Source organism: Paenibacillus sp. sg306046 (assembly GCF_059821225.1).
This window is the reverse complement of record NZ_JCAMRT010000016.1, coordinates 117,736-140,370: the sequence shown is the minus strand read 5'-3', so window position 1 is coordinate 140,370 and position 22,635 is coordinate 117,736. Positions and strand designations below refer to the sequence as shown.

The window sequence follows — 22,635 nt, the reverse complement described above, 5'->3', positions numbered from 1 at the left end:
GCATACCTTCCACCACCATAGCCGTAGCGGGCTTGCTGCACACCGTCACTTTACCCGCTGCGGCTCATCTCGCGGTATTTCGTCGGCGTCAAGCCTTCCTGCTTCTTGAAAATCCGGTTAAAGTAGCTGTGCTGGTAGCCGACCTGCTCGGCCACATCATTGATTTTCAGCTCCGACTCGCGCAGCAGCTCCTTCGCCTTGTCCATCCTTAGCTCGGTCAAGTAGTCAATAAAGTTTTTGCCGGTCACCTGCTTGAACGACTTGCTCAAATAAAACGGATTTGTTCCGATATGATCGGAGCAGCTGTCCAGCGAAATATCCTTCATGTATCGCTCCTGCAAATATCGCATCGCCTGCTCGATCAATTGCTTCACATGCGAGTCGGTACGGCCGACCAGCTCCTTCAGAAACGGGGCGACGACCCGTTCGCGGAACCAGGCCAGCATCAGCTGCGGCTCGCGGATTTGCGACAGCTGCTCGTACAGGTTCACACATTTATACAGCCGATTCGGCTGGATGCCGGAGCTCATGACCGCGTGCTGCACGCTGCCAAGAAGATGCAGCATCCCTTGCTGCACATCAATTTCCTTCGCCCCCTTGGCTGCCAGCACCTCCATAATCGCATCCAGCAGCTGGTCGCCTTCTTCCTCCCGACCGGTCCGCAGCGCATGAATAAATTCCCGCTCCAGCGTAAACGGATACTGCGGCTCGCTGAACGCATCGCTCCCCCGCTGCCGCCATTCCTCCATGTCCATAAACTGGTTTTCGTTCTCAAAATCACGCTGGCCGACCGCCTGCTTCGTCTCCTCGAAGGCAAGCGGCACATCCGATATTCGCTCCATCGGGCGGCTGACCGCCAGCGTCACCCGCAAATTCAAAAGGCGGTTGACCGTGCTCGTCAGCTCGTCGCTGAACGACCGGATATCCGGCAGAGGCGAGCCGTCGCGCGGCACAATCAGCAGCACGGCTGCCGTCAGATCGTGAAAATTGACCGTGCTGCTTTGACCGAACCGTTCTTCCGCCAGCTCGCCGATCATATTGACCGCCGCGAACGTAACCAGCCCTTCGTCCCCGTCCTTAAACTTGCCGTCCAGACTCGTGATGCCGGTCAGCCGCACATACAGGATCATAAACCGCTGCTCCTGCACCGCCCAGCGGTATCGCTCCATCCGCCGCTGCAAATCCTGCTCGGAGTACGCAAACAAGTAGCCCTGCAGCAGCTGGTGCAGAAAGCTTTCCTTCACGTGCGGCAGCTGCTCGGACAAGCGGCTTTGCAGCTCGCGGCTTTCCCGGTGCAGATGCTGCCACTGCCGTTCGATCAGCGTAAATTCATCGTCAGGCCCGTCTGCGGCCGTCTTGCCGTTAAGCAGCATCCCCATCAGCCGGTCTACCGGCGAATACATGCTGCGCGATGCCAGCCAGGCGAGCAGGCCCGCAAGCAGCAGCGCCCCGAGGCTTGCCGCAATAATGACCTTCGAGATGAGCACGACAGGCGAGGTAATGCTGGAAATCGGCGACGCGGACACGTACATCCAGTCATCTGCAATCCGCGAGAAAGCGCCGTAAGTCACCGTGTAGGTTGCTTTGCTCCAGGTGAAAAAAAACGACCCGGCCCTGCCGCTCCGCGCGGCAATCTGCTCCTTGAGCTGCTTGATCAGCGCCGAGGAGCCATCCAGGCTGCCAGAGGAAGCGTACACCACACCGCTATCCTTCATCAGGAAAGCCTCGCCTTCATTGTAAGGCGTCATCGTCTGGAGCATGGACGCTACTTTCTCCTGATCAAGCCGGATCAGCAGCGCGCCGAACGGCTCCGTCGAGCCCCCGGGAATATGATGCACAAGCGTCAGATCGCGGGCTCCGGGACGGTCCGGCTCGAAGGACGCCTGCGTCCAATATGTGCTCCGCCTGGACTGCATCAGGTCCTGATACACCTGCTCGGCGGCATCATTTTTCACCACATTGTACTGGGGATTAAACAAAATCGCCGAAGGCGACCGCTTCAGGTACAGCTCGACGCCACGCGTCATCGTATTCGAGCCCTGCATCACAAGCAGCGTCTTCGTAATGTCCCAGGTGATCCCGTAATTGTGCACAAAGTCAGGCTCGTTCAGCATATAATCGAATTTGGAGTCGAAGGCCCAATGCGACAGCATCAGCTCCAGATTATTTAACTGCTCGTCAATGTTGTGCGCCCGCTGCGCAATCTGGGTATGATGCAGCTTCAGCAGCTCGCTTTCCAGCCTGCCGCCGGCGAAGCTGTATACAACCGCTCCGGTAATCAAGCCGGGAATCGCCGATACGATCAGCAGCATAATGAGGCTTCTGCGATAATAACGTCTGTGGGTCAGACGATTCATGACCTGCATGAACCGCCGGATCATCTGTTGGGTCATGCTTTCACCAGCCTTATCTTGTAAACGCCTTCATTAATCACAGAGCCTGTGCAGCGCGTGAAGGGTACCTCCACCATAAACCAGAAGCTGATCCGAATTCAACAATTTTATGTATAATCTGGCCTTGCACTTTTTTGTTGGCATTTGAATTCCCTTGATTTCCGGTCGTTTTCAACGATTTATAGCGATTTTCAACGCAAAGAAGACCCTATCCGGCAGATACGGCCTTCTTTGCGTTGAAACGGTTATTTTTTGGCAGCCGCGTACAGCTCGTTCATTTCTTTCACCAGGTCGTCGCCCCCGCTTTTTTTCCACAGCTCGAACGCCGCTTTCAGTGCCGCTTCATCAATTTGACCGACGATAAATTTGATGCGCGCATCGTTAATGATGTTGTCCAGCTGAGCTCCGCGCTGCGAGTACACCTTGGAAATAAACGGCTCCATCGGGTTCGCTACGATCGTTTTTTCATTTTCCTTCTGGAGCTCGGTTTGCTTGATGCGCAGCGGCGTCTGCTTCACTTTCAGCGAGCGGTCCTCCGGAATAAACGGCAGCATCTGGTTCAAGCCCTCAACCTCCGATTCCAGCAAGGCAGGGTCCTTCACCGGCTCGATATAGTCGCCGACCTTCTTGTAGTGCTTGCCCTCGATGCCGTAGCCGGCCAAGCCCTGCAGTTCCGGGTCATTCATCTGATCGAGGAACGCCAGCACCTGCTTCAGCTCGGCTTCGGTTTTCACCGTCGACTTTGGAATCGCCAGCATGCCGGCAAATCCGGACGTAGGCAGCGTGCGCAAGCCATGCGAGCCGGTTACGCCGCCGATCACATCCATAAAGTGCTCATCCGGCTTATCTTTGTTTTCCTTGACGAGCGCCGCATGAATTTTATCGTCCACCCGGGCTGCCGTGTCGACTACGTCAGCGATGACGCCCGCCTGCTTATTGACAATCGGGTCCGTCCACTTGGCCGAATCCATCACTGCGAAATCCTGGTTGATCAGCTTCTCATCGTACAGCTTTTTCATAAATTTCAGCGCTTCGAGATACTCTGGAGTCTGATGCTCCGGCACAATTTTGTTGTCGATCAGCCCCCATTTGTTCGGGGAGCCAAACCACAGCTTTATAATATCGAAGCCGCTCGCCCACTGTCCGGTCCACTTGACCATCACCAGGCCGTACGTATCATCCTTGCCGTTTTTGTCCGGGTCCTTCTCTTTAAATGCTTTCAACATCTGATAAAATTCGTCGATCGTCTTCGGCGTCTGCATGCCGACCGCCTCCAGCCAGTCTTTGCGGAACACAACGCCGTTGCGCCCAAGCGCCCGACCGCGATAGATGCCATAATTTTTACCGTCTACGGAGGAGTTGTTCAAAATGACCGGATTCGCCTGGCTCAAATATTTGTAGTCCTTGAGGTGAGGGCCGATCTCCCAGAACGCCCCCGCCCGCACGGCATTGACAAAGCTCGGCGACTTCGCGTCAGGCACGTACAAAATATGCGGCAGCTTGCCGGACGCCAAGGTAATGTTGAATTTGTCGGCGTACGAAGCGTTCGGCACCCATTCGAAATGAATTTTCGTGTTTGTTTTTTTCTCAATCTCTGCGGCAACCGGACTTCCGTCCTTCGGGTAGTTCGTCTTGAAAATCGGCAGCATCAGCGTCAGGTCGACTGGAGCCTGCTGCTTCGTCTCGCCGCCTGCCGCAGGCGCCGGGGCAGCTGTCCCCTGCGTCGTCGTACCGCTTCCCTGGGAGCAGCCCGCCAGCGATACGGCCGCGATTGTGCCTGCCGACAGCAGCGATACCCAGCGTTTGCCTGTGTGGTGCTTGCGTTGTCCATTCATAAAAAGAACCTCCCTTAGTTGATGGTTAGTTGTTGATACCTTATCTTGAAACCGGCTGCCGAATACGGCCCGTCTGTCTACGTCTCTGTCTGTCGGCTGCAACCGTGATCGGAGGGCTGCGGCAGCGCGGGAATTACCGTGAACTTGTTCTTCGCGAGGGATGAAGCGTATATCGTCAAGTCGCCGTGCGTACAGCCTGTCAGCCCTTGACCGAGCCGATCAGCACACCTTTGGCGAAATGCTTTTGCAGAAACGGATATACCAGCAAAATCGGCAATGTGCCGACGACAATAACGGCCATCTTGACGGATTGCTCCGGCGGCTGGACGAAGGAAGGGTCCATCGCCGTCATATCGCCTGCCGCAGCATGCGAAAGCAGTACGATTTGGCGCAGCATCACCTGCAAGGGCCATTTCGCCGGGTCATTCATATACAGCAGCGCCCCGAAGAAATCGTTCCAGTGGCCGACGGCGTAAAACAAGGTAAAGGTAGCCAGCACCGGCTTGGAGAGCGGCAGCACAATTTTCCACAGCAGCCCCAGCTCCGAGCAGCCGTCAATGCGCGCGGCCTCCTCCAGCTCCGGCGGAAGCTCCTGGAAAAAGTTTTTGACGATGATCAGGTTAAACGCATTGATCGCGCCGGGCAGCATCAACGCCCCATACGTATCCAGCAGACCCAGCTCGCGGATGACAAGATAAGTGGGAACAAGTCCCCCGCCAAACAGCATGGAGAAAATCACGAGATTCAGCACAAGATTGCGCCCCATCAGCCCGCGCCGCGCCAGCGCATACGCCATCGTCACCGTAAAGAGCAGATTGACCAGCGTGCCGCACACCGTCACGAAAATGGAAACGAAGATGCTCCGGGTAATCGTATCCGTGGAAAACACAAATTTGTACGCCGCCAGTGAAAACGTCTCCGGGATCAGAAACACGGCCCGCTTCGTCAGCTCCGCATCGGAAGCAAACGACCCGCTGATGACGAAAATAAATGGAAGAATCGACGCCAGCGCAAACAGCCCCAGCACAATATAGTTCGCCGTATCAAAGATCGTTCCGCCTAAGGTTCGATATTGTTTTGCCACTTTCGTTCGCTCCCTTCGTCAGTAAAGTCCGGTTTGTCCGAATCTTTTGGCCAGATAATTGGTGCCCAGCACCAGCGTCACCCCAATGACCGCCTTGAACAGTCCGACCGCCGTGCTGTAGCTGAAGGCCCCCTGCGTAATGCCCATCATATACACATACGTATCAAATACTTCGGCCACCTCGCGGTTCAGCGGGTTCAGCATCAAATAAATTTGCTCGAAGCCGTTGTCCAGCACATGTCCCATGCGCAAAATAAGCAGGATGATAATCGTGCTGCGGATCGACGGCAGCGTAATATGCCACATTTTGCGCCAGCGATTCGCTCCGTCTACGGTTGCCGCCTCGTATTGCTCCACATCTACGCCGGCCAGCGCCGCCAGGAAAATAATCGTCCCCCAGCCGCACTCCTTCCAGATCGTCTGGATAATGATCAGCGGGCGAAACCAGTCCGGACTGGCGAGGAAATTGATTTTCTCGCCGGTATATTTGTACACGTACTCGTTGACGACGCCGCCTTCGGTAGTCAGAAACACATACGTCATACTGGCGACGATGACCATCGAAATAAAATGCGGCACATAAATCATCGTCTGCACTGTCCGCTTGAAAATCGCCAGCCGCACCTCATTCAGCAGCAGCGCCAGCACAATCGGCGCAGGAAAAAAGAACAGCAGATTATAAAAGGATAGCAGCAGCGTGTTGCGCAGCAGCATGAAGAAATCGGGGTTTTCAAAAAACAGCCGGAAATGCTCCAGCCCTACCCATTCGCTGTTCCAGAAGCCGGTAAACGGCTGGTAGTTTTTGAATGCCAGCAGCACTCCCCACATCGGGACGTACTTGAATACCAGAAAGTAAAGCAGCCCCGGCAGCAGCAGCACATACATCCATTTGTCCCGCTTGAGCCGTTCCAGCACATAGGAGCGCTTGAGGCTCGCCCGCCGCTTGACGCCTTGTTGATTCGCTGTTAATGGTTTCATCACGCCCTCACCTCCGCATCGTACATCTTTCTTGTCGGCTGACCCGCCTTGTCTGTTGGTTGTCCCTCGTCGCGTATCCGTTTTCAAAGCAACGGGCTCCGAAGCGGCGGCCGCTTCTCCGCTGCTCGTCAGCGGTGTAGCTTGATTATGTCGCGGAGAGCGTTTTCCGGCAACCAGACATTTTTGAACCGTGTCCAGCCGAGTAAAATCGCTGAAAAAACCGTCCCTCTTAAAAAAGTGCAAACCGCTCAAGATAAGCGACAGCGCCTGGAGTAAGCATGACAGACTTGATCTCGACCCATTTCGCCTCCAAACAGTCGGTGTGATCGAGGATCATTTCTGATGCTCACAATAATTTTACACATTATTGAATTTGTATATTTACATGGAAACTATCACCTGTTAGTATAATACTGGAAATAAATTAAAAGTTTTCCACGACACTTTGGCCTATGCGCTGAAGTACACAACCATTTTGGAGGGTGAGATTGGTGAGATTGAAGAAAAAAATGTTCGTAGCGTTTGCCGTTTCATGCACAACTGCCTTGGCGCTTGCAGCCAGCGCTTTTGCGGCAGCAGGCCACTCGAATGTCGCAGCCGTAGGTACAGCAAGCTCCAACAGCTTCTACGGCGTCAGCTACCAGTCCTCTTATTCGCTCGGGCAAACCCATGCGCAAATCGGTGTGTTGAAAAGCAACCTGAAAGCATGGAGAGCCTATGGCAGCAACGAAAACTATTTCACAAACGTTGCCCAAATTACTAGCACGAACAATACCTTTGATCAGGCTACCAAAAACAACCTGATCGTGTTCCAGCAAGTGAAGGGCTTGACGGCCGACGGCATTTACGGCGCAGGAAGCCGGAATGCGATGCACGCCGCCATAGGTGCTTCGCCGAAAGGATATGTGCGCGTGGGCAATACCTCGTATTATACGAACTACAATGATACGTCCGCCGGTCTGGCTGGCGATAGCACATACAGGCTTGACCACAGCTATGTGACGTCTTCGACGAAAACGACGCTGGATCAAATCGCGCAAGGCTTCTATAACACCTACAGCAAAAAGCTGGAAATTAATGATGCGAGCTTGATTGACGGCGCCGACACGCCGGAGCATAGCTCCCATCAAGACGGAAAATCCGTTGACATCCGCAATGCTGGCCTGACGACGGCACAGGAAAAGAAATTTCTGGAGCTTGCTGTGGCCAACTCGAACGTTTCTAAGGTGCTTTTCCACACCAAGCATGGCTTGACCAGCTCGAAGATTGAAGTTCGCTCCGATCATGCCGACCATTTCCATCTGTCCACGGTGAACTAATCTCTAGCACTCTTGCCTGTTATAACGATTATTCAATAAGAAAAGCTTCGAATCGAAGCAGTTTATAACTTCTATAATCTTAAAACAGCGGCAGCCCAGGACTTGTTTTTCTCGTCCCTGACTGCCGCTGTTTCGATGTATAGCCGGTTTCCGCTTTCCGGTTGTCAGCCGTTGACGACGGCTTCCGCATCCGCGTTCGGCTGAGCTGCCGCCTGCTGCAGAGCTGTCCGCAGCCGCAGCGCTTCAATCCCGGCTAAGAGCACAATGCCGATGCCGTGGGTATCATTTAACTGCCAGGACAGCTCATCCTTGTAATAATACTTGGAGTAGGAATAGCCTGAACCGCGGCATACGCCGTATACGTTGCCGTGTTTGTCTATACAACGCTCGGCCAGACCGGCCCAGCCGCGCTCGACCGCCCGGACAAACCGCTCGGGCCGATCAAGCCAGCCGAACCGCACGCCACGCGCGAACGCATACAAAAACATCGAGGTGCAGGACGCTTCCTCGTACGATTCCGAATCGGTCAGCACCTGATGCCATAGCCCGTCAGCCCCCTGCAGCGCCAAGTAACCGTCACATAGCTCCCGATAAAAGGCGAGCAGCTCCTCGCGAAGCTCATGCCGCGCAGGCAGCACGCCAAGCAGCTCGCTCAGCGAAAATGCCACCCAGCCGTTGCCCCGTCCCCAGGCGACACCGTTCGGCTTGCCGAACTTGGCGTCGTACACATGATGCATAATACCAAGTTTCGGCATAAACAGCCGGTTGCGGTACAGCAGAAACTGGCGGGCCGCATCGTCAACATAACGCTGATCCCCGGTCAGCTCGTAATAACTGCATAGAAACGGCACGCTCATATATAAATCGTCACACCACATCGTGCCCTGCATAAAATCGGTCGTGCCCCGGACCCGGTACAACGCGCCATCCTCCATCCGGTCCTGCTCCATGGTAATGTAGCGAGCGATCCGGGCGGCAGACGCTTCGGCTCCCTGCAGGCAACGCGCCTTATGCGTCTGCAGCATCGCCGCTCCGAAGGAGCCGCAATCGTCGAGGCTGTCAATCAGCGTCAGCTGATGGTTGATGTCGGGCGAGCCGTACGTCGCCTGGTCCCAGCGGGCGTATGCGTCGAGCCCGGTACATTGCTCGATATGCTCGGCGACGTAATCGACATAATGGCGGATGCCAAGCTGCTCACCCGTTCGCAGCAAGCCGTACAGCGTTACGCCGAGCGGGTAGTTCCATTTGCCGAACATGCCGTTCTCCAGATACGGTCTGACCCAGGTAAACGGGCGATCCACTCGCCAATAAACAGCTGCCGCGGGCTCCAGTTCGGCTGTCGGCGCTTGACCGGAGTCGCCTTCAACGCTCCCGGAATCAGCGTGACCGGCGCTCCCGGCGGCCACAGCTGCAGCATCGTCCGCACTGCCGCCTGCGCCCGGCTTCACAGCGCCCGTGTCTGCCATCCATCCGCCCTCATCGGCCTGCTGCGGGAACACCCGATCCACCCGCGTCACCTCGCCGGGAGCCGGCGCACCGCCTGGGGCAAACGGTCCCAAGTAAAGCCAAGGCTCGCTCCAGCCCTCCACCGGCACCGGCTGCTCCATACGAAAGCCTGCGTCCTCGCCCGGCTCCTCGCATACAAAACGCCATTCGGCCGCGCCTTCCTCCGGACATGCGGACAACGCAACGAGCTCATGCGGACCGTATGTCAAATCTAGCTCAGCCGTAAACCGGCCGGCAGCGAATGCGCTGTCGGCAAGCGGCTGGCCATCCACATACAAAGCCGTCTGCCCGCTGCATGCGCCGCTCAGCCGGATACGCTGCCGACCGATGCCCGTGCCGACCAGCCGGGTCCAGGCGAACGCCTGATGTCCGGCCTCGCTGCCGAACATCCGGGCCATATTGCCGCGCTCCCAGTCCGCCTCTGTCCAGTCCCGGGCCGGCAGCCAGGGGCCGGCAGCCGCAGGCCAGTCTGCGCCAGCTCGCGGAAACTCCGTCCACGCCTCAGCCTGCGGCTCGCTGTAGACCCAGCCCTCTTCCCCGGCCCGCTCCGGCGTCGGGGCGAGTACGTGCAGCGGCGCGCCTTTGATCGAGCCTGTGCCAAACCGTCCGCCGCAGCCGGTGCCCGTCTTGACGAACTCCAGCACCAGCTCGTTCCAGCCCGCCTGCAGCGGCGCGCGAAACCAGGCTTTCCGGTCGGGAAACACATCGTCATTCAGATTTGAGCGAAAGACGGTGTCCCCGTTAAAGATAACACGCAGCGGACCGAAGCAGCTGACGCTGAACGGCAGCTCGGACGCCTGATCCATCCACAATCGGCTCCAGACGTAGACGTATTGCCCGTCCTGCAGTTCGGGAAACCGCTCGTTCAGGTTCATGTCATAACGGTAATCGCTCCCTCGCCGGAAGCCGTCCGTACGATGTGTCCGGAACACCGGCGGCTGCTTCGGATGCGAGCCGATAAACCGGTCGGCGACGGCGGTCAGCACCGCAGCCGCCTGGCCTCCGCTTTTACGCGCAATCGCTTCATGCGGATCGAAATACGGTTGCTTCATGTCTAATTATCCTCCCTCATCCCGCGCAGCTTGCTTGGCTATTGTTCAATCTCGCAGCTTGCCTGACCTTCGCGCATCGCTGACATCTCAACGTTCCCCGCCCGGATATAAAGTGGCGCTGTACAGCCGCTTGGGCTGAGGCAGCGGCTGGCCAGGCTGCGACGACTCCAGACCGCGCGGGCTGCTGGAGAAGAGATACGCCGCTTCCTGGTCATACACAATCACCTGCTCGCGTCCGTCGCCGAACAAATCGGCATGCGCCGCATAGCCGTCTACCGGAAAAGTCGTGACGGCGCGCAGGTGTCCGTCATACAGGGTCGGAAATACGCCTCCGCCCCGGCGATACGCCAGCATATAGTCAAGCGAGCCGTCATCCCAGCCGCTTAGCGTTTCCACAATGGTCAGCCAGCCGCCGGTCGTCCGCTCCTCCTTCCAAAGCTCGCGCCCTTCCGCATCCAGCAAAAACAAAGCGTCCTTGCCGCTCGTCGTGAGCGGACCGCCCGTATCCCCGCGTACGATCCGGTCGAGTCCCGCAATCTGCAAGCCGGGCAGATCGCTGCGAAACTTGCCCAGCGCCACATGCTGCGATTCAATCGAGCCGTCATACCGCCACAGCTCCCGCCCTTCCTTGTCAACCATCACCGTGACGCTGCCCCCGATGACCAGCTCAGGCTGTCCGTCACCGTTTACATCGCCAACCCAGATGCAATCTGCGTGATCGTCGAGATCCCGGCAGCTCCACAACAGCTGTCCCTTATGGTCCAGCAAATCATAACCGGCCATCACCTCGTCATAGCCGTCGCCATTCAGATCGAACGCCCATGGGAAATGCCCCGGATTGCCTTCAAACGTCCACAGCAGCCGCAGCTGCCGGTCCAGCGCCCACAGCCGGTGGTACCTGTCTTTTAAAATGATATCGCTGGCCCGCTCTCCGCCCGACAAGTTGGCGATAATGATGCAATCATGCGCCTGCGGATCGGGCAGCTCATATTCCGCCTTAACGGCTCCTGTCGCTCCGTCAAGCAGACGGAAACGGCCAGCCATCACACACAACACCTCCAGCTGCCCGTCCCCGTCCAGATCGTACAGCTGTGCCGGATAGTCCGAGCCGGGTCCGCCGGCATCAGCGCTCGGCTTGCCTGTCTGCCACAGCAGCCGCCCTCCCAGATCATACGCCGTCACACACTGGACGTCATGCGGGATATGCCGCACATCCTGCCGGTCATCCGGCTGAACCAGCACCAGCTCCATCCGGCCATCCCCGTTGATGTCGCCGATCAGCAGCTTGCAGCGGGGTCCCGCTTGCCTGATGTCCACCTTGCCGAGCAGCACCGCCTCGGTTGCCGTCGTCATCTCGTTCATCCTCCCTCATCATCCAGCCTATCCGGAGCATAGAGCAGAACAGAAGCTCCGGCAACCGTACTTTTTTGCCGACCGGGCCAAAGCAGCTTGCACTTTCTTGAGCGGCTGGCATTTTATTGGCCATGCTTGCTCTGCAGCCTCCATACCTAAACCGCTGTCCACCACGGTTAACTGGCGCTCTTGCCTGTTAAAACGATCAGTTAATAAAACAGCGGCAGTTCAGGACTTGGTCTGCCGTCCTGGACTGCCGCTGTTTTATTGAACAGTTAAAATGACCTGTTACTGAATTTCTGTCGCACAATTTCGCCTCGGCTGCACTAGGACAGCTCATCAAACCAAGTCTGCACGCCGCCCTTCGCCTCTACGGCCTGTCCGTCCACGCTCAGCCACACCGATGCGGCGCCCGGATTCCATACAAAGTCCTGTGCGGCAGAAAACCGAAGCTGGCGGAACGATTGGAAATAATCCGAAATTTCAATATTGGTCGCATACCAGACATCGTCCCGTCCGCCCGCGAACGCGCAAAATTGCTCAAACAGCTCCCAGTTGTTATCGTTATCGAACTCATAGCTGTGGCCCCATACATTCATCAAATATAAATACTGCTGCTTGTGCAGCGCTGCAAAGGACGCGGCCAGCTCCAGCAAATTCTGGTTATGATGGCAGGTCGGCTTCCACTCCAGCCAGTCATCCGGAATCGCAAACGTTTGCGTCGTTTCAACGACACGGGCGTATTCGATGCCGAGGAACGGCAGCAGCTCCTTGATCTGCCGGTTGAAGGAGCCGTTCGGATACGACATCCCGCGCACCGTATACCCGGCGAGCTGCTCCAGCCGCTTGCGATCCTCCGAAATTTCATACACCAGCTGCTCACGGGAGCAGCGGGCAATGGTCGGATGGGTCAGCGTATGCGCCGACACCTCATGCCCGACATACAGCTCGCGCGCCTCCTCCTCGCCGATCCTGTCCGGCGTGCCGAACAGTCCTCCGTTCAGATGAAACGTGCCTTTGATCCCGTGACGGTTCATAATCCCGACCAGCCGCCGGTCCGCCGTCCGCCCGTCGTCATAGCTGAGTGTCAGCGCCTTGTGTTTGCCTCCCGGATAACTCAACAATATTTTACGCATCTCGTGTGTGCGCCCCTTTCGCCTTGTATGCCGTCCGGCATCATGTCCATCTTACAAATTCAGGTCCATCGCTTCAACTCCCCCGTCTGCCTGCCCATCGGTGCAGCCCGGCCCTCTCGATGCCCTGTGTCGTCGGCTACGCCGGCGTGTACACCTTCAGATTCGCGTATTCGGCAATCAGCGGCGCCATCTGGCGGAAGCCGATGCCGCCGCCGCCGAGCAGCGGACCAAACGACCGGCCGTCATCCACCCACTCGAAAATCGGCAGCTCATTGATCACAAAGCTGACCGCCGCCCCCTGCTTGAGCAGCCGCATCCGGTACGGCCCAACCGCATCGGCGGTTCCGGGCAGCGGGTCAGCCCCCTGCGAAACGAGATGAAAGCCGTAGCTTTTGCGCAGATTGCACGTATGAAAGCTGCGTTCGCTGGCCCACATTCGCCGGAAATACGACACGTGGAACGCGTTGATATCGCCGTGATGGTATTGCTCGTACTCCCCGGTCCGCGCAGACAAGGAGCCGTCCAGCACATGCTGCCCGGCCTGTCCTTGGGCCGCCACAAACAAAATCGCCAGCCCCGGCTCGCGGATCGGCCAAAATTCCCACTCCACCAGCACGTCAGCCGGAAACGTCTCCGGGCACCAATACACGAAATTCGACCGTTGTCCCTCCTCCGGGTCCAGCTTGTTTTCCAGCCTCATCCGCCCGAGCGGAAAGGAAACAGCTGCTTCGCCCTCCAGCCGAAATCCGGCCACATCGGCAGCCGAAGCAAGCGGATTGTGATACAGCAGCTTAAACGCCTCATAGTTCAGTGAAGTTACGTTGCTCATCGGCGATTCTCTCCTTCGTCAAGTTAAGTAAAGTATAGTAAAGTCACGCAGTCACAGTCATGTTCCCGCCCCAAGCGCCTTATAGCCCTGATTGTCATAAAAAAACGGGCCTCGCGTCCAAGCGCAGGCCAGATGCAGCAGCAGCTCGGCGGTCATCCGGCAGCGCACCGCCGCCCATTCGGGATTGTCGTAGCAGCGTTCCGGGCAAGTACAGAATCAGCTTCCAATCCCGCTTGCGCCACATCAGCGACGGAGCGGCCAGCAGGCCGTCCGCCGTCTTGCTGTGAAACTCGCAGAAGGCGCCGACCCGTCTTTTGTTCGCCCAGCAGATCAAGTCCGGGCAGCAGCGGGCTGGGAACCCCTCCGGCGGCCTTGACCAAAGTCGGCAGCAGGTCAATCAGCTCGGCCGGACGCTCATCAACCGTCCACCGCAGCTCGGCGGGAATACGCGAGCCGGGGAGCACCAGCGGCACGCGGACGCTGCTGTCGTACAGGCAATATTTGCTGAACCGGTATTGCCGCTCACCCAGCATCTCGCCGTGATCCGAGACGAACACAATCAACGCGTCGTCCAGCTTGCCCTTCGCCTGCAGCCTGTCAAGCACTTGTCCGAAATAGTGGTCCAGCCAGGAGCAGTTCGCCCAGTAGCGCAGCGCCGTTCTCCGGCGCTCCTCCAGGCTCATCGCCTGCCGCAAGACAGCAGCCCCGTCAGGCCAGGCAAGCCGATGAGCAGCATGCTAATTATGTTGCCTGCTGCTGTTCTGCCCGCTTAGGCAATGCGTCCGCAATCAGCTCCAGGCACATGATTACGTTAATCGACCATTGCGAGGCCGTATTTGTGCTCATCCACGGAATTTCACGAATCGGCCGTATATACGCCAACGCCTCGACCTCGTCGCCCTCCAGCGGAAGCCGGATTTGCCAATGGGTCTGGTCCTCCAGCAGCAGCCTCCACGCCTCAGCCGCCAGCGCCGCATTGCCGCGTCTGGCCGCCGAATACGCCATCAGCGGCGTAGCCAGCATCGGAATATTCCAGTCCTTGCCCGGGATATCCCCCTCCGTACGGCGCGCCTTCTCTTCATTCGGCAGCGTATAAAACTCCCCATACTCAGCCACCATGTCGGCCCACTGCGGGTCCTTCAGCACACGATCCAGCTCCAGCCATACTTGAGTGCCGCCCATGCAAATCATCAGATGATGGCCCCAGTTTTCGTGGCCCATCCAGTGCAGCTCCCCGCTGCGCGGATCATAGCCGAACACGGGACCGGTCAGCAGCCCGTGCTTCTGCCGCTTCAAGCTGTCGATGCCGACCAGCAGCTTGTCGCGGTAAGCCGTATCCTCGTGCCGCTCCCAGCGGGTCAGCCAGTTGGAGGCAAAGGCCGTCCAGTCCGGCCCGCTGCGCGCATGCGTCGGAAACTCATCCTTCGGATAATACGACCTCATCGGATCAAGCCGCTCGGTCGCGTAGTCGGCGTCCCGGAACTCGTCCATCATTTCCCCGATCCGCTCGTCCGCCGTCAAGTAATAAAACATCGTATGCAGCCCGGCCATGCCGATTCGCGCTTCCTTGCAGCCACAGCCCCAATGCACGACGTTATGGCGCGAGCCGAGCCCGGCATACTCTCCGAACCGGTACACGTCCACCTCGCTCGTGTGGCGTGTCATCGCTTCCGCCAGCCGGAACACATCGGCCCGCCCGGAGCGCAGGAACGTATACCAGAGCCACAGGTTTGGCGTCAGCTCCGTATTTTGCCAGGCGCAGCCGCCCAGATCGTACCGCCATGTATGGCGCACCGGGTCATAGCTGTGCATCACATCGCCGTAATCCCAGAACCCGTACCAGCGCCGCTGCTCGATCTCCTCCTGGTAAAAGCGGACGACCTGCTCCAGCCCGTCCTCCAGCCAGGCCTTCGTCGGCGTGGAGCGGTCCGGCAAGCTCCAGACCCCGGCAGCACCGCTGTCATAATACCGCTGCGGCTCGCACACCAGCTGCGGCGGCTGCTCCTTCACTGCAGCCAGCCTGCCCAGCTCCGTCTGCGACGGCGTCTCCTCCAGGCACCACAGCATCAGCTCGCTCGTGTGACCGACGCCATAAGGGGTGCTGCGCAGCTCATCGAAGCCTTCATAGGCGGACTCCACATGCGTCTCCGTATCATAATGGCGCAAATCCATCGCTTCCGCGTCCGGCGACCAAAGCCAGGCGGTCAGCACAGCCGTCTCCCCGGACAGCCCCGCCGCCTCAAGCGAAGCCGGGCATTGCTGCCAGAAGCTGCGCAGCCCGACAGCCAGCCCGCCGCTTGCGCCGCCTGCGTACAGCAAGCCGCTAGCCCGCGAGCCGTACGCGGCCCGTACCCAGCTGCAGCCCTCCTTCGTCCGCTTGACGATCGTGTAAGAGTCCGGCGACAGCTGGGTCAGCTTGAAGCTGTCCCATACCGCCGAATCGTCCAGCAAGCCGAGAAATCGTCCATCCTGTTGGGGAGCGAAGCTGATTTTGCGGCCCGCCGTCTGCTCCTTGTATTGCTCCAGGTACGGACCGGTCGTCCGCAGCGTAGCCAGCCCTTTCGGCGATTCCGCAAAAAAACCGGTGTCCCCGGCCAGGCGCACATGGCGATTGTACAGCTCGTCGGCAAGCGGCAGCTCAAACCGCAGGCCAAGTCCCTTGATGAAATCGCGCTCAGGGCTGCCGTCATAATGAAACGTATACACGGTGCGGATCGAGGCTTGCCCGCTGTACAGGTAGAAGCGGAGGGTAAACGGCAGCCAGCCGTCACCGCCGCTGGCTGGGGCGTGCTTGCCGTCAACCCGGATGACGCACCGCACAGCCCCTGCCTGCTCGACCGCAGCGCGCTCCACCTGGCCCGTCAACGGCTCGTGGCGATAAACCGCGCTGTCTGCGTCCATGCTGCGCGTTTCCCGGATCGCGGTCAATCCGGCTCCCGCGCAGACGATCGCGCCGGTAGCCGAGCGTGTAATGCGGCTGATTGGCGCAGCGCCCGATTTCGCGAAGCGGCAAACGATGACGCCGGTGTCCGCTTCGATCCAGTCCTCCGTCTCCCTCACCGTCAGCGCTGCAAATGCGGATTCGGACGCCTCCTCCTCTCGCGACGGCCCACTGGACGACAGCTCCAGCTCTGCGCCGAGCTGATGCGGAGCCAGCGACACGGCGTGCGCAGTCCACTTGACGCTGCCGTCCGGCCAGAACGCCGTCGGCCAGCTTTGCATGGCAAGCGGCTCCCCCGCCGCCTCGCCTGCGCCTGCTTCCTGCTGCGCGGCCTGCTTGTGCAGCAAGCGCAGCGACAGCGGCTCCGCGCGCTGCAGCACGCCTTCCGCCCACGGCACGCCCCAGGTGACGCCTGCGCCATGGGCAGCAGCAGCCGGCTCCTGCAGCCACTTCAGGTTTGCGATTCGTTTGGTATCCATGTTAAGCTGCCTCCTTGTTGAACGAGTAGGCCAAGCAAACGACGCCTTCACGGCGATTTGCAGCAGCCAGGTTACTGGAAACTATACCTGCCAGCAGCTTTCCCCGCAAGCCAACATTATTGCGGATAACGCCGTTGGGCGTTGTACTTTTTTGTCCGGCTTGCAGTTTCTTGCCCGGCTGGCGCACTCTATTTGGGATTTGCATTTCTTAATTGGCTGGCGGCATTTGCCATCGGGTTCGGATTGACTGTATTCGCTCGTCCTGTTCAGAGTGGGAAAACATAGAATCGTCAACGATGTAGGGATGAAAGCGTGAGCTTTAGCGCATCTTAGATGGAAACATCAAGGGAGTGTATCGTAATGACAAGAAAACGGCGGTATGAGGTGCCAGGGGTCGAGCGGGAGATGCGAACCTTCAAAGCGGATGTGATGAGGCGCGAAGGCTATGCCGTTGATCCAAACCGGCCGGATGACGTGAAATATGAAGTGGCCAAGGAGCTTGGCGTACCTCTACAGTCGGCTAATAACGGTGATCTGACAACGGAATCAGCAGGACATATTGGCGGCAAAATCGGAGGTTCGATGGTTCGGGAGATGATCCGACTTGCTCAAGCGAAACTGGCGAACGAAGAAAAAACGTAGAAGCCGAGGTCGACAGGCAGGCCCGCTGGATTTCGGCGTGAAGGCGATCCGCTTTGCCGACGAGTTCGTCTATCTCATCTAGCTATAAACATGTCTGATCTGTTCATACAAAAGCTGCAAGCGACCCGTCTCCGGCCAGCGGAACGACGGACGGCTTGCAGCTTTTGTGTGTTGATCAAATGGTTCCGCCTCATTTTCGGCCGCCCTCGCCTCCTCCAATCCAAGGCTCCGTTTTTCCTCAGCCGATTGTTCATTGTGCTTCCTAACGTTTACTGTTAATATGAAAATATTAACCAACATTTACCTCTCTTTACTCTCTCTTGTTCAGCAAGAGAGGCCATTTTTCAATCCAATGGATGATAAGGGTGTCAACGATGCATTTTTATGAGCAATTAAAAGGCATGCGCCGCACGAAAGGATTTACGATCCGGGAGCTGGCTGATCGTTCCGGCGTCTCAGCAGCTTACATTTCCCAGCTGGAAAACGGCAATCGGGGCGTCCCGTCGCCCGATGTGCTGATGAAGCTGTCCGAAGGGCTGAATACACCGTATACGGAGCTGATGGAGCTCGCGGGTTATCTCGACAAGCCAACCGGCGGACAGGACAACAAAACCAAGGCAAGAATCAATTTGCGCCGCTTTCTGCAAGAAAATGAATTTATATTCGACGGCATCGAGCTGACCGAGCGGGATAAGGAATGGATTGAACGGGTGCTGACCGCTATGTTTTGGCGGGACAAGCAGCTGCTTCAGTCCGGAGAGCCAGACTCCGGCCGTTCCGGCCCAGGCGGTGAGCACGCCGGCCCCGCTTCGCAAGCAGCATCTGGCAAGCAAGCGGAGAACAGCGCGCCGACACGCAAGTCAACCAAGAAAACAACCATGAAATCGCTCGCCGGCCAAAACCGTCAGGACAACTATGCCGTGCAAAGCTCCTACGACGCTGGCGCTAACGCCACGGAAGCCGACCGGCAGTAGCCGGTTCGCCAGCTGTCCATCAAGCGCGATCCGGCAGCTGACGGGACCTATTCCGAACGGCCGTCTGCGGCAGACAGATCGGGACCGAAGCCATCGCGCCGATTGCCCGCGTTCAGCGACAGCGCGCCTGGTTCTACCCGATATGCAGACGCTTCCAAATCCACGAGCCGGGTGGGGATGGAAGCGTCTTTTGCCATGCTGTATAATAAGTGTTCGAGCAGCTTGGCAACGACAGAAAGGGGGTTCGTTCACATGTCTATCCGTTTACCAGAGCCCTACAGGCAGCAAATGAGCAAGCTGCTGCTGGAGGAGGCCGATGTTTTTTTCCGCTCCTACGACGAGCCGCGCACGCAAGGGCTTCGTTTTCATACCTGTAAGCTCTCCTCTGCCGCCCCCGACCTGCAGGACCGGCTGATAGCCGAATTTCGGCTGACTCCCGTCCCGTGGTGCCGTACCGGGTACTATTACCCGGACAACATGCGGCCGGGCAAGCATCCGCTGCATGCGGCGGGCGCTTATTATATTCAGGAGCCCTCGGCCATGTCGGCCGTCGAGCTGCTGGCTCCGCAGCCGGGCGAGGTTGTGCTTGATCTGGCCGCCGCTCCCGGAGGCAAGTCCACCCAAATTGCCGATCGGCTGCAAGGACAAGGGCTGCTCGTCACCAACGAAATTCATCCCGCCCGGGCTAAAATTTTGGCCGAAAACATCGAACGGCTGGGTATCGGCCATGCTGTTGTCGTCAGTGCGACGCCTCAGCAGCTCGCAGACCGGCTCCCGCGTTTCTTTGACAAGCTGATGGTCGATGCCCCATGCTCCGGGGAAGGGATGTTCCGCAAAGACCCTGACGCAATCAGCGAATGGTCGCCTGCTCATGTTGAAGGCTGTGCGGCCAGGCAGCTTGATATTTTGCAAGCGGCTGTAAAGCTGCTGAAGCCCGGAGGCCGGCTCGCCTATTCCACCTGCACCTTCAACGAGCAGGAAAATGAGCAGACCGTTGCCGCGCTGCTGGCCGGGCACCCGGAGCTGCGGCTGCTGCGAACGGAACGCATCTGGCCGCATCGTCAGCGCGGCGAAGGCCATTTCGTTGCGCTGCTGGAGCTGGACGGCCCCCAAACGAAGCTGGAAGCAGGCGAAGCGGCTGAGGCACCCGCATCCGCCTCAGCCCGAACCAAGCGGCGGACCGGCTCCGCAGGGGCGGGCAAACGAACGGCCAGGGCGGAGGAAGCAGCCATGCGCCTGTTCACCGCGCTGACCGACAGCGTCGGCGGCTCTTCGTTAACCGCAGCGCTGCTGGCCTCGCTCGGCAGCGGCGAACCGCTGCTGTTCGGCGACCAGCTCTACTGGCTGCCGTCCGGCCCGGAAGGCAGCATGCGGCCGGAGCTGCTGCATGGGCTGAAAACGCTGCGGCCGGGCCTGCATCTGGCCGGGCTCAAGAAGGATCGCGCGGAGCCGGCCCATGCGCTGGCGCTGGCCTTGAGCGGCCCGCTCGCCCATGCGCTGCCGCGGCTGGAGCTGGATGCCGGGCAGGCCGAGCGCTACTTGCGCGGCGAAGCGCTCGAAGCTGCCGGAGCAGCCAGCGGCTGGACGCTTGTCACCTGCGAAGGCTTGCCGCTCGGCTGGGGCAAAGCAAGCGGCGGGCAGCTGAAAAACCATTACCCGAAAGGGCTGCGCCGGGTGTAGCAGTCAACAAAGCAAACACAGCAAGCAAAGCCAATGCTGAAAAGGACTGCAGCGATTTGCAGTCCTTTTACATTTCTGTTCGACATTGTTCCACTCTATTTCTGGCTCCGCTTATCTATCTAACTTCAATCCGAGAGGCTCCAACCATCCGAGCATGTTCAATTCGATTTCATCCCAGGTTATGCCAGCCACTCTGCTCCAATCCATGCCCATTCGCTAATGCACCTGCTCCGTCTCAAACAATACTTCCTCAATGACCCGGTTCCGGTGCATCATCGACAAATTGATCGCCTCGTACTCCTTCTCCTTGTCCAGCTCCTCCATCAGCAGCATGGCGATCAGCTCCCGATCCCCTTCGCTGCCCGGCTCGCGGAAATCAATAAATCCGGTCAATTGCCGCTGGCTCAAGTCAACCGTAGCCGTGCCGATGGGCAGCCCGCCGCGCGATTGCTGATAAATTTCATAGGTGAGCACATCCCCGTCGTCACGCGCCAGCACGATCGAATAGTCGCTGTCCGCTTCGTGCCCCGGCTCCCTGTCAAACTCCAGCGCTTGCGGATCATCCTCCAGCAGGTCGGCATGCGTCAGTTCAACCGTTTCCAGCACCTCGGACTGAAATACCATTTGCAGCGTGAATGCATCGACTTCGTCCTCATCAAAGTCCAGCACAATCAGCTCGGCCGCAGCATCCAGCTCCTGTTCGCCGGGCTCCACAAGCCAGTGTACAGACCCGGAAACCTCGGCAGCCTCGACCTGCAGAAACACCTCCGCCACCCATCTCCCGTCCTGATCGTGCAAATGATATTCCAGCACATCCTCATCTGTATCTTCATCTACCAGCACAAGCTCCAGCTCGCCCATCGTATAGTCATCCCGCAGAGCCGCGTCCTCATCCTCCAGATTAAAGTCATGATCGACTCCATCGGTATCGTAGTCAAAGTCCTCCCCGGCGGTTTGCTCATACAGACGGCTGTTCAGCCGCTCCCGCGAGGGGTACGCTGTCATCACGTGATCAAAGCTGCTGCAGGTGGCGGTAATTTCACAGGCTTGCGCCCCTACCGCATCGCTAAATGCTTGCACGTACGTATGCACAGCCCGAAATACGTCCTCCCGGTCTGTCCCGGGCAGCATTTCCCGCTCAAGCTGCAGGGCGCCTGCCACGCGTACCGACTCCCGGTAGACCAACGTCAATGTGCCCGCAAACCGATTTTTGTACACAATTTCACAAACCTCTCCGCCTGCCGTCTTCAACTCCGGTCTGATTATTACGCTGCTCATTCGGGTCCCTCCCTGAAGGTTTTTAAGTCATTGGCTGCAGGTTACTTGCTTAGCATGTCCTTCCTGCGGCCCGCCCTATGCGTAATGGCAAGCTCGCCCTTCACATCACTTCTCGCAGCACTCTACATCACGGGGAGGTTGTCCCAAAATACAAGCATACGTACTGCGGATTCAGCCGCCCGTTTGCCTCCAGTCGTGCGGCAGTATGAAAACTCAGCGGATGGCCTGAACTACGGCCTGAACAGCAGCACGAAATACGTTTAACCGCTGTCTACACGCTGCGCGCAGCGGCAAGCGGACCAAGCACATGCTTCACAAGCGCCGCATGCACCCCGTTCTCGTTGTTCGACAGGGTTGTCTCGTCGGCGGCTTCCTTGACCTCCTGCGGCGAGTTGTCCATCGCGATCCCCAGTCCGGCGAAACGAAGCATATCAAGGTCGTTGAAATAGTTGCCCATCGCGATAATATCGCGTGACGCAATGCCCTGACCGGCGGCATACTGCCGCAGCGCAAGTCCCTTGGAGGCAGCGGCCGGCATCACATCAATAAATTCAACTCCGCTGCGGATACTGTACAATGACTCAGGCAAAGCCAGCTCTTGGTCCAGCGCAAGCTGCACCCGGTCCAGCTGCTCGCCGCTGCCGAACATGGTAAATTTGACCGTATGCTCCAGCCGCAGCACATCCGGCGTCACAAGCGGCGTAATGAAAAACCGCTCATACATCGCCATGACCTCCGCTGCCGCCCGCTCTACGTACAGGCTCAGCGCCGTGTTCACATCATAATGAACGCCTTGCTCGCGGCAATAGCGAATCAAAGGCTCCAATTGCTCCATCGGAAAGCTGACACTGTGCAGCAGCTCCGGTCCGGGTGTCTGCACCGTAGAAGCGCCGTTGTGGGCAATGAGCACGCCTTCGAAGCCAAGCTCCTCCATCACCGGAATCGCACTGCCTGGCCCGCGTCCGGTACACAGAACAACCCCCAGACCTGCCTGATGCACCTCACGTAAGGCTTGAATCGTTTGCTTGCTAAGTCGATGATGATCATCCAGCAACGTACCGTCAACATCCAGGGCAACCAAGCGGTAATTCATCAGCGCTCCACTCCCGTTATCTGTATATTGTGCTTCCGGCTCGTCCTGCCCGGCGGCGGATCC

At 58.3% G+C, this 22,635-nt stretch carries 16 protein-coding genes; 4 read left to right on the top strand and 12 right to left on the bottom strand.

From position 1 onward, the window contains the following. Positions 1-50: 50 nt before the first annotated feature. From AC6ROY_RS17305 to AC6ROY_RS17290, 4 genes are all read right to left on the bottom strand, one after another. On the bottom strand, positions 51-2,393 hold the full coding sequence (locus tag AC6ROY_RS17305) for a helix-turn-helix domain-containing protein (protein ID WP_500101823.1): 2,343 nt from the start codon (positions 2,391-2,393) through the stop codon (positions 51-53). A 245-nt stretch (positions 2,394-2,638) separates the two neighbouring features. After that, a complete protein-coding gene (locus AC6ROY_RS17300) occupies positions 2,639-4,228 on the bottom strand; it encodes an extracellular solute-binding protein (RefSeq protein WP_500101822.1) in 1,590 nt (529 codons plus the stop codon). A 199-nt stretch (positions 4,229-4,427) separates the two neighbouring features. Continuing rightward, a complete protein-coding gene (locus AC6ROY_RS17295) occupies positions 4,428-5,312 on the bottom strand; it encodes a carbohydrate ABC transporter permease (RefSeq protein WP_500101821.1) in 885 nt (294 codons plus the stop codon). 18 nt (positions 5,313-5,330) lie between these two features. Beyond that, positions 5,331-6,290 (bottom strand): ABC transporter permease, encoded by a 960-nt coding sequence (locus AC6ROY_RS17290; protein ID WP_500101820.1) that lies wholly within the window; start codon positions 6,288-6,290, stop codon positions 5,331-5,333. Between the two features lie 491 nt (positions 6,291-6,781). Between AC6ROY_RS17290 and AC6ROY_RS17285 the strand changes: the two genes are divergently transcribed. After that, entirely contained in the window at positions 6,782-7,609 is an 828-nt protein-coding gene (locus AC6ROY_RS17285; protein WP_500101819.1) for a peptidoglycan-binding protein, read from the top strand. 164 nt (positions 7,610-7,773) lie between these two features. Here AC6ROY_RS17285 and AC6ROY_RS17280 read toward each other — a convergent pair whose 3' ends face one another. The 6 genes from AC6ROY_RS17280 to AC6ROY_RS17255 all read right to left on the bottom strand — a co-directional run bounded on the left by AC6ROY_RS17280 (position 7,774) and on the right by AC6ROY_RS17255 (position 16,905). Then, entirely contained in the window at positions 7,774-10,167 is a 2,394-nt protein-coding gene (locus AC6ROY_RS17280; protein ID WP_500101818.1) for a glycoside hydrolase family 88/105 protein, read from the bottom strand. Between the two features lie 87 nt (positions 10,168-10,254). Further along, the gene (locus AC6ROY_RS17275; RefSeq protein ID WP_500101817.1) at positions 10,255-11,529 is read right to left on the bottom strand and encodes a hypothetical protein; all 1,275 of its coding nucleotides are present in this window, start codon (positions 11,527-11,529) and stop codon (positions 10,255-10,257) included. Between the two features lie 317 nt (positions 11,530-11,846). Next, positions 11,847-12,656: a polysaccharide deacetylase family protein gene (locus AC6ROY_RS17270; RefSeq protein WP_500101816.1), complete on the bottom strand. Its 810-nt coding sequence runs from the start codon at positions 12,654-12,656 to the stop codon at positions 11,847-11,849. A gap of 136 nt (positions 12,657-12,792) precedes the next feature. After that, complete coding sequence (locus AC6ROY_RS17265; RefSeq protein WP_500101815.1) at positions 12,793-13,485, bottom strand: DUF1961 family protein; 693 nt, start codon at positions 13,483-13,485, stop codon at positions 12,793-12,795. 152 nt (positions 13,486-13,637) lie between these two features. After that, positions 13,638-14,180 carry a sulfatase-like hydrolase/transferase gene (locus AC6ROY_RS17260; RefSeq protein WP_500101814.1) on the bottom strand — a complete coding sequence of 181 codons (543 nt, stop codon included), beginning with the start codon at positions 14,178-14,180 and terminating at the stop codon, positions 13,638-13,640. A gap of 46 nt (positions 14,181-14,226) precedes the next feature. After that, complete coding sequence (locus AC6ROY_RS17255; RefSeq protein ID WP_500101813.1) at positions 14,227-16,905, bottom strand: exo-rhamnogalacturonan lyase family protein; 2,679 nt, start codon at positions 16,903-16,905, stop codon at positions 14,227-14,229. A 360-nt stretch (positions 16,906-17,265) separates the two neighbouring features. Between AC6ROY_RS17255 and AC6ROY_RS17250 the strand changes: the two genes are divergently transcribed. From AC6ROY_RS17250 to AC6ROY_RS17240, 3 genes are all read left to right on the top strand, one after another. Continuing rightward, positions 17,266-17,547 carry an alpha/beta-type small acid-soluble spore protein gene (locus AC6ROY_RS17250; protein ID WP_500101812.1) on the top strand — a complete coding sequence of 94 codons (282 nt, stop codon included), beginning with the start codon at positions 17,266-17,268 and terminating at the stop codon, positions 17,545-17,547. Between the two features lie 374 nt (positions 17,548-17,921). Beyond that, complete coding sequence (locus AC6ROY_RS17245; protein ID WP_500101837.1) at positions 17,922-18,521, top strand: helix-turn-helix domain-containing protein; 600 nt, start codon at positions 17,922-17,924, stop codon at positions 18,519-18,521. Positions 18,522-18,773: 252 nt separating this feature from the next. Continuing rightward, positions 18,774-20,201 carry an RsmB/NOP family class I SAM-dependent RNA methyltransferase gene (locus AC6ROY_RS17240; protein WP_500101811.1) on the top strand — a complete coding sequence of 476 codons (1,428 nt, stop codon included), beginning with the start codon at positions 18,774-18,776 and terminating at the stop codon, positions 20,199-20,201. Positions 20,202-20,417: 216 nt separating this feature from the next. On the opposite strand, the gene AC6ROY_RS17235 is transcribed toward AC6ROY_RS17240, so the two are convergent. Continuing rightward, entirely contained in the window at positions 20,418-21,479 is a 1,062-nt protein-coding gene (locus tag AC6ROY_RS17235) for a hypothetical protein (RefSeq protein ID WP_500101810.1), read from the bottom strand. Positions 21,480-21,750: 271 nt separating this feature from the next. Then, positions 21,751-22,572, bottom strand: a complete 822-nt coding sequence (locus tag AC6ROY_RS17230) for a Cof-type HAD-IIB family hydrolase (RefSeq protein WP_500101809.1) — start codon at positions 22,570-22,572, stop codon at positions 21,751-21,753. Positions 22,573-22,635 lie beyond the last annotated feature (63 nt).

Coding starts and splice junctions, on each gene's coding strand:
- AC6ROY_RS17245 (WP_500101837.1), top strand. CDS start 17,922: ATGCATTTTTATGAGCAATTAAAAGGCATGCGCCGCACGAAAGGATTT.
- AC6ROY_RS17300 (WP_500101822.1), bottom strand. CDS start 4,228: ATGAATGGACAACGCAAGCACCACACAGGCAAACGCTGGGTATCGCTG.
- AC6ROY_RS17235 (WP_500101810.1), bottom strand. CDS start 21,479: ATGAGCAGCGTAATAATCAGACCGGAGTTGAAGACGGCAGGCGGAGAG.
- AC6ROY_RS17265 (WP_500101815.1), bottom strand. CDS start 13,485: ATGAGCAACGTAACTTCACTGAACTATGAGGCGTTTAAGCTGCTGTAT.
- AC6ROY_RS17280 (WP_500101818.1), bottom strand. CDS start 10,167: ATGAAGCAACCGTATTTCGATCCGCATGAAGCGATTGCGCGTAAAAGC.
- AC6ROY_RS17255 (WP_500101813.1), bottom strand. CDS start 16,905: ATGGATACCAAACGAATCGCAAACCTGAAGTGGCTGCAGGAGCCGGCT.
- AC6ROY_RS17250 (WP_500101812.1), top strand. CDS start 17,266: ATGACAAGAAAACGGCGGTATGAGGTGCCAGGGGTCGAGCGGGAGATG.
- AC6ROY_RS17270 (WP_500101816.1), bottom strand. CDS start 12,656: ATGCGTAAAATATTGTTGAGTTATCCGGGAGGCAAACACAAGGCGCTG.
- AC6ROY_RS17290 (WP_500101820.1), bottom strand. CDS start 6,290: ATGAAACCATTAACAGCGAATCAACAAGGCGTCAAGCGGCGGGCGAGC.
- AC6ROY_RS17305 (WP_500101823.1), bottom strand. CDS start 2,393: ATGACCCAACAGATGATCCGGCGGTTCATGCAGGTCATGAATCGTCTG.
- AC6ROY_RS17240 (WP_500101811.1), top strand. CDS start 18,774: ATGTCTATCCGTTTACCAGAGCCCTACAGGCAGCAAATGAGCAAGCTG.
- AC6ROY_RS17230 (WP_500101809.1), bottom strand. CDS start 22,572: ATGAATTACCGCTTGGTTGCCCTGGATGTTGACGGTACGTTGCTGGAT.
- AC6ROY_RS17275 (WP_500101817.1), bottom strand. CDS start 11,529: ATGAACGAGATGACGACGGCAACCGAGGCGGTGCTGCTCGGCAAGGTG.